The organism is Pedobacter kyonggii, assembly GCF_004310665.1.
GTDB classification, from domain to species: domain Bacteria; phylum Bacteroidota; class Bacteroidia; order Sphingobacteriales; family Sphingobacteriaceae; genus Pedobacter; species Pedobacter kyonggii.
The window spans coordinates 1-6750 of sequence record NZ_SIXF01000060.1 but is presented as its reverse complement, the minus strand read 5'-3'; the positions used below and the strand labels follow the sequence as shown (position 1 = coordinate 6750).

At 44.7% G+C, this 6750-nt stretch carries 8 protein-coding genes; 3 read left to right on the top strand and 5 right to left on the bottom strand.

The features are described from left to right. Both EYS08_RS25485 and EYS08_RS25480 read left to right on the top strand, forming a co-directional pair. Window positions 1-396 (top strand): hypothetical protein (locus EYS08_RS25485; RefSeq protein ID WP_244216046.1); only part of this gene is annotated, 396 nt, incomplete at its 5' end. Between the two features lie 16 nt (window positions 397-412). Continuing rightward, the gene (locus EYS08_RS25480) at window positions 413-589 is read left to right on the top strand and encodes a DUF4861 family protein (RefSeq protein WP_165456559.1); all 177 of its coding nucleotides are present in this window, start codon (window positions 413-415) and stop codon (window positions 587-589) included. A gap of 193 nt (window positions 590-782) precedes the next feature. Here EYS08_RS25480 and EYS08_RS25475 read toward each other — a convergent pair whose 3' ends face one another. From EYS08_RS25475 to EYS08_RS25460, 5 genes are all read right to left on the bottom strand, one after another. Beyond that, on the bottom strand, window positions 783-1100 hold the full coding sequence (locus EYS08_RS25475; RefSeq protein WP_131032701.1) for a hypothetical protein: 318 nt from the start codon (window positions 1098-1100) through the stop codon (window positions 783-785). Window positions 1101-1143: 43 nt separating this feature from the next. After that, window positions 1144-2208: a fatty acid desaturase family protein gene (locus tag EYS08_RS25470; RefSeq protein ID WP_131032700.1), complete on the bottom strand. Its 1065-nt coding sequence runs from the start codon at window positions 2206-2208 to the stop codon at window positions 1144-1146. A 210-nt stretch (window positions 2209-2418) separates the two neighbouring features. Continuing rightward, entirely contained in the window at window positions 2419-2562 is a 144-nt protein-coding gene (locus EYS08_RS25955) for a hypothetical protein (RefSeq protein ID WP_165456558.1), read from the bottom strand. A 392-nt stretch (window positions 2563-2954) separates the two neighbouring features. Further along, window positions 2955-5807, bottom strand: coding sequence for a PAS domain S-box protein (locus tag EYS08_RS25465; protein ID WP_131032699.1), 2853 nt, complete (start codon window positions 5805-5807; stop codon window positions 2955-2957). 59 nt (window positions 5808-5866) lie between these two features. After that, the gene (locus EYS08_RS25460; protein ID WP_131032698.1) at window positions 5867-6235 is read right to left on the bottom strand and encodes a response regulator; all 369 of its coding nucleotides are present in this window, start codon (window positions 6233-6235) and stop codon (window positions 5867-5869) included. 301 nt (window positions 6236-6536) lie between these two features. Between EYS08_RS25460 and EYS08_RS25455 the strand changes: the two genes are divergently transcribed. Next, window positions 6537-6750 (top strand): hypothetical protein (locus EYS08_RS25455; RefSeq protein WP_131032601.1); only part of this gene is annotated, 214 nt, incomplete at its 3' end.

Below are 6750 nucleotides of genomic sequence, written 5' to 3'. Positions count from 1 at the left end.
GCGATTTTAGAAACAGATTTTAAGCCCGAAAAAGCATTGGCGAAAGTAATGAACGACCGTTTGATCTGTACAGCGAAGGAACTTCGGGAGGTGCATTTTAAGCCTTTGTCAGGCAGGGGATTTTCAGACGATGATCTGGTTGTCTACATCAGTTACAACCCGAAATACAAGATCCGCTTCCGGATCGTGAATGATGTTCCTGCTGATATAGAATATTTCGTAGCCGAATGCTGCGGCAGATTGGGCTTTATCCTTTGGAGGGCAAATGCGATAGGGGTAAGCACTATAATATCAGAATCTGGGAAGGACATCACCGTCGGTACCGGATTAACCACCTTTGGAAAACCAAATCTCCTGCAAATGAAAGGCACACTTGCATGCTGGGGAGAAGGTTGATCCTTCTAAAGGGGCTTTGGGTACAGCAATCTCAGTTAATCCGGAACAGCTGCTCAGCTTTGCAGAGGCTGGTAACGATCGTTATGTATTGATAGAGGTAAAATCCGGCAAATCCTTTACTTACTATGCAGGCGCAGCCTGGCAAGGTCACAACTTTTTCAATAAAGATGATACGTGGAAAGATTATTTTTAGTCATATTTAAACTGTTGGAACAATGAATCTGCGGTCCCACTATAGATGAAGGAGGAAGCGGTTCTCCGAAAAAAAAATAGGAAGAACCGTTGGTATATATGAACACTGTTCTCCAACTGTAGGCAAAACCTTGTTCAGGTTCTGCCGGTAACACAGGCTATCACTTACGAGATTGCCTGTATTAGACTTTCTGTTATCTGGTAATCCTTGTTGAAGGGAATGCAATAAGATAGTCCGAGCCGGGGATATGATCAATTGATGGTCGCATTAGCTTCAGCCTGGGTTGCGTGCCCACGTTTTCCAGCACACTGATCGAAAATGCCTGCATGATCTCAGGATCCACCCTGGTCATTACGGTGGGGTTGTAGTCTCTTTCTATTTCTTTTTTGGTATTTTCGCTGACCTGCATCAATGTCCAGCATTCATCCTTTCTGATGCTGTTCTCGGTATTTGAATTGTTTAAGTGGTATAGAAATACCTTTGCCTGTAAGGCGATGTTTTCATTTTGCATATACTTGTTTTTTTATAAAATCTTTTATTGTAGATCGGGTTTGTTAGCCGCTCTGGCCAAGTTTTTTTAGGTGGGCGAGATGAGAGGTAAAGGCCGTAAGAATGTTCTTGTGCTCCAGATAAGAAATCTCAAACTCCATGCAGGTCTGTCTGACAAGCTCACTTATCTTGGGATAATGCACGTGGCTCATTGTGGGGAACAGATGGTGTTCGACCTGAAAGTTGAGGCCGCCAAGAAAAAAACAGGCCAGTTTGTTTTTCGTAGAGAAATTGGCGGTAGAGGAGATCTGGTGTACTGCCCACTCGATTTTGATCTTTCCCGATTGAGCATTTGGAAAAGATGTTCCCTCCACGACATGGGCGAGCTGAAAGACCATGCTCAATGTGAAACCGCAGACCAATCCTGCAATCAAGAAGCCAATCAATGCCTTTATCGTGCCAACCATAATGATGGGCAACACCAGATAGATGAACAGATAGCCGAGCTTAGTGCCCCAGAATATGCCATGCTCCCTAAGGGAAAGGTTGAGGCTTTTGCCGCCCTTGCCCATTTTTCCGGAGAAATACTTCTCAAAATCCTGATAGAGCACCCATGCGATATAAGAGATTCCGTATAACAATACCCAATAATACTGCTGAAAACGATGATAGCCTTTCCTTCCCTGTTCATCGTGCATTCTCATAAATTTTATATCGATATCATGGTCCCTGCCGTCAATATTGGTGTAGGTATGATGATCTATATTGTGCTTTTGTTTCCAGAAGTGTATTGTGCCGCCCATGATGTTTAGCGTGTATGCTGAAAGGGAATTGATCCATTTATGTTTTGAAAAACTGCCGTGCCCACCCTCGTGCATTACATTAAAGCCTATTGCCGCAAGGTTGGCGCCAAACGCGGCACAGAGCAGGACTGCCGGGATCCATTGCGGCGGAAAGAATACCAGCAAAACATAGATGGCAATTGCCGAAACAATAAAGCCCAGGCCTTTAAAAAAAAGCATTGCTCCACCATTTCGTGACTTTCCGGTACTGGTAAAATATTCGTTCACCTTTGATTTTAGTGAGCGGAAGAAGGGAGTAGCTGTAGACTCGAAGGATATTTTTGACATAAATTTTGATTGAGCACCTGAAGGGAATTCAACAGGACGACTTCCCGTTGCGTGCTAAACAAAAAGAACACCTGCTCAGCAGGTTACTGTAATATAAACGCGACATCAAGGTACTTATTGCCTTTGCCAGGGATTAATGATTTGTTGCATTCATTTAACGCTATAGAATGTCAGAATGTACAAAATGCTTGTACTCCTGGTATCGGTTTATTAGTTAATGTAATGTCCCTTGGAGGCTGTACCTGTTGGACCGGCCATTGCCCGTATATTTTGTTCGGGAACAATGCCGCGTCGGCCCTGAGTATGTTTTTCAATAGCTGTTGCCGATTCTGGGCTGGTGGCAGCCCTTTTCATGCTCCTGCTCATTCTGGCAAGTTGCGTTAGGTAGATCCCGCACACGCAGTGTTTTTACCTACTGTTATAATAAACGGTGGTGGCAAATGGACGAACGGAGAGTATTAAACGCAACAATTGGGCATTTAGGGCTTCCCTTGGGAAGCTTGGATGTTGTTTGTATTTTGGAGATTACAACTGAGAAGTGTTTTTACTGCTTTGCAGGTTTTTTAGAAAACAAATTTCATTTTCGCCGAACCACTGTCTATTCCTTATTTGCAGGGAATTAAATGGCTAAATTGTTTACCCTAAATATAATTAGTAGATTTTCTAAGCACAAGCAAATTGCGGCAGTTTCAACTTTTAGCTTATGCTGGGAATCTGCTGATCCCCAGCAATAAAAACTGATCATATTAGCCCGGCAGTGAAAAATGGAAGGTACTTCCTTGGCCAATCGTGCTGTCAGCCCAGATTTTTCCCCCATGGCGGGTGATGATCTCATGGGAAAGATAGAGCCCGATCCCAAGCCCGGAAACGTTGGGGGAGGCCTCATCAATCCGATAGAAACGGGCGAAGATGTTTTTAAGTTTGTCCTGCGGTATTCCAGGTCCAAAGTCCTTTATGCTTACGATTATTTCGCCGTCAGTCCGGATCAGGGATACCTCAACCTGATCGGCTTTTGGCGCATATTTGATTGCGTTGCCCAGCAGATTGACCACCACCTGCTCAATGCGCTGCGGGTCGCCGTTCACCTCGCAATCTTCGATAGCTGAAATAAAACTGATGTGATGCCTGGAGGAAGTATGCTGGATGAGTTCTATTGCATCCTCGATAGTGGATTTCAAATCAAAACCGGTACTGGTCAGCCTGAGTTTGCCTGCCTCGATCTTCGATACGTCGAGCAGATCGTTGACGAGCGAGGTGAGTTTTTGAACCTGGTTCGAAGCTTTACCCAGAAAAACCCGCTGATTATCCGTGAAGGGAAACCGGTTTAAAATCTGTAGATAACCAGATATACTGGCTAATGGTGTTTTGAGTTCATGGCTGGCCAGGCCGATAAATTCATCCTTTTTATCATTGAGTGCCTTTACCTCTTCGAAAAGCTTGGCATTGTCCAGGCCGATGGCTGCCTGTGCAGCAATTGAACTCACTAGGGTTTCATGCTCTTTGGTGAACACAGCTGGTTTTGGGTGGCCAAAAAATAGTCCTCCAATGACCTGGCCGTTTCGGGAAACCACAGGTACCGCAAGGTAACTAACCACAGGGAGGTGCCCCTTTGGCATTCCAAAGTGGGGGGCATTCTTGCCGTATCTGGCGTCTTTGGTGATGTCGTCCACGCGCACTACTCCCTGGCCGGAAAAGGTAGGATGAAAGACTGCGGTGTTGCGTGGCATGCCAAATTTTTCGAATGCCTCACGCGGGGCACCCGACAGGGTGAAGAGCATATAGGATTCTCCATCCTGATCAGTTTTGTTATAGAAAAATGCACCGAAAGCTGCTCCAGTGAGCCCAGTCGTCGCATCGGTAACCTTTTGCAGGATCTTGTTCAGGTCAAGTTCTTCTGAAACTGAACCCATGACCATGTTCATAATCTCCAGTCGTTCAGTATATTGCTGGGCGGTTTTCTGTGCAGCAAGCTGCTGGGAAATATCCCTGGCAATTTTGGAAGCGCCGATTACCTTGCCTTCCGGGTCTATGATAGGCGATACCGTTATGGATAGGTTTATACTTTGACCATGTTTCCCCTGCCTGATGGTTTCAAAATGATCTACCTTTTTGCCAGATCTGATCTGTGAGATAATATAATCCTCTTCGCTCAAGCGTTCGTTAGGTATGATAATAGAAATATGACGGCCTATAGCTTCATTTTCGGTAAACCCAAAAGCCTTTACAGCTGCTGAATTCCAGCTGGTAATGATGCCCCCGAGCGTCTTGGAAATAATGATATCGTCAGATGAGTTGACTACTGCCGCAAGTCTCGCCTGTTTTTCTGCAAGTTCAGCCCGGCGCTGCTCATTCTCCTTTTGATCCGAAATGTCCATAACTGAGCCGATGAACCGCTTGGCCCTGCCACTTTCGTGGAAGACCTTGCCCTTCGCACGGACCCACCTTATTTTCTGATCTCTCTGGCCTACTGTGCGGTATTCGACATCATAACCGCCATCTATATCCTTGCCTGATAGCAGCTCATCTATTATTGTCACTATCCTTTCTCTATCCTCGGCGTGAAGTCCATTTACAAAGTCATTTTCATAGGTAACTATATTATTATGCTGCACACCGAAAAGTTCCCGGCAGCGGGCGTCCCATTCCATTGTCCCGTTTACTAAGTCCATATCAAAGGTGCCTAGTTGCGCTGCCGTTTTCGAAAGCTGTATCTGCTCATATGCTTTCTGCAGTTCCATTCTTGATGTTACCTGTTCGGTCACATTTGCAGATATCGCAAGTACGCCCAATATCGCACCAAAATGGTCACGATAGGCCTGGTAAACGAAGTTCTGATACACAATGTCGGGCTTTCCATGGCGGATGAGCTGTACAGGGACTTCGCTTGCATAAAAGGATTCACCAGAAAGGTATACCTGCTCCATCACCTGTTCAAGCCCCTGCTCCCTGGCATCCGGGAGCGCCTCAAAGACCGGTTTGCCCATTACGGAATCCTTGGGCTTGCCCCAGATATCAAGCATGGCCTCATTTGCAATATCAATAATGAACTTAGGGCCCCGCAAAAGGCACATGGCAACCGGCGCCTGGAGAATGATGTTTCGGAAATTTTGCTCACTGGATTCGGCTTGCTGTTTGGCAAGATTTAAATCGGTCACATCGGCTGCAGTGTTCATCACTCCATATACTTTTCCTTTCCTGTTGAATAGCGGAGTGAATGAATAGTTAAAGTAAAATTCTTTTGGATCACCGTTGATGTCCAGTGTCACCGGGCTGTTGCGTACACTGTAAGGTATGCCTGTAGTGAATACATCATCTAATTTCTCATAGATGCCTGTGCCTTCAAGCTCTGGAAGAAGTTCTTTATATGTTTTTCCGATAACCTCTGTTCCCTTACCCCATACCTTGACAATAGCCTTATTCGCTCTGCTAATCCTCATTTCCCGGCCGGTATAAACCGCAATGGGAAAAGGTGCGCTTTCAATCAGTGCATCAATCTCCTGCTCGTTTTCCGTAGTGCTTTTAGTGGCGTTTGGCGTATCTTCGCTCATGTTTTGTGCTTTTGAAGGATTCTTATCGTGGTATTCGTCTTTTATCTCCATTGGCTACTGCAATATCTGGTTATGTTGCTGATCTGTGTCTATGTGAAAGATTTCTGGGCTTACTTGTCAGTGAGTTTCCCTGCAATGGCCAGGAGTTTGTCAAATTCAAATGGTTTTGCTAAAAATCCATCTGCGCCTGCTTTTTGCGAGAGCACTTCCACATCGTTATTGGCGGATACGTATATTATGGGAATAGTTGTCAATTCTAGATCCGCTTTAATAGATTGGGTGGCTGCGATTCCGCCAGTTGAAGGGATCCAGTTGTCCATTAAAATTAAATCAGGCATTATCCTGCGGGTATTCTCCACAACATCATCACAGGTAGTGAACGTGTTAACCTGCCAGCCCTCATCCTCAAAAAGAAAGCGGAAAATTTCCAATAACTCTTCGTCATCATCAAATATGATTACCCGTTTGTCACTTGCCATGAATCTAAGTTAGGGATTTATGGTAAGGGTTACAAATAGTGTTTTTTATCTTCAAAATGGAATATGGATGCCTTTGAATAAGGCTATTTCAGTAAAATTTTTCACGTTGTTGTTTTAGCGCTATCAGGATTGATGCACTTTTTTATAGCTGTTGACAAAAAACTGTGGTTTTCCAAGGCTGATTATTCTGGATTGACCCTGTTATAGATTTTGATTGCTAAATTGAAAAATATTTTCATTGATTTTCAGGCGCTTATTCTCAGGGTGTTGATAATGTGCGTTATCTGTCTATTTTTGCGATATGACCGTAACCGTACTGGCGATTTTAGAAACAGATTTTAAGCCCGAAAAAGCATTGGCGAAAGTAATGAACGACCGTTTGATCTGTACAGCGAAGGAACTTCGGGAGGTGCATTTTAAGCCTTTGTCAGGCAGGGGATTTTCAGACGATGATCTGGTTGTCTACATCAGTTACAACCCGAAATACAAGATCCGCTTCCGGATCGTGAATGATG

What these genes read in the sequence shown, in the direction of transcription:
- EYS08_RS25475 (WP_131032701.1), bottom strand. Translation starts at nt 1,100, where the DNA reads ATGCAAAATGAAAACATCGCCTTACAGGCAAAGGTATTTCTATACCAC.
- EYS08_RS25470 (WP_131032700.1), bottom strand. Translation starts at nt 2,208, where the DNA reads ATGTCAAAAATATCCTTCGAGTCTACAGCTACTCCCTTCTTCCGCTCA.
- EYS08_RS25955 (WP_165456558.1), bottom strand. Translation starts at nt 2,562, where the DNA reads ATGAAAAGGGCTGCCACCAGCCCAGAATCGGCAACAGCTATTGAAAAA.
- EYS08_RS25465 (WP_131032699.1), bottom strand. Translation starts at nt 5,807, where the DNA reads ATGGAGATAAAAGACGAATACCACGATAAGAATCCTTCAAAAGCACAA.
- EYS08_RS25460 (WP_131032698.1), bottom strand. Translation starts at nt 6,235, where the DNA reads ATGGCAAGTGACAAACGGGTAATCATATTTGATGATGACGAAGAGTTA.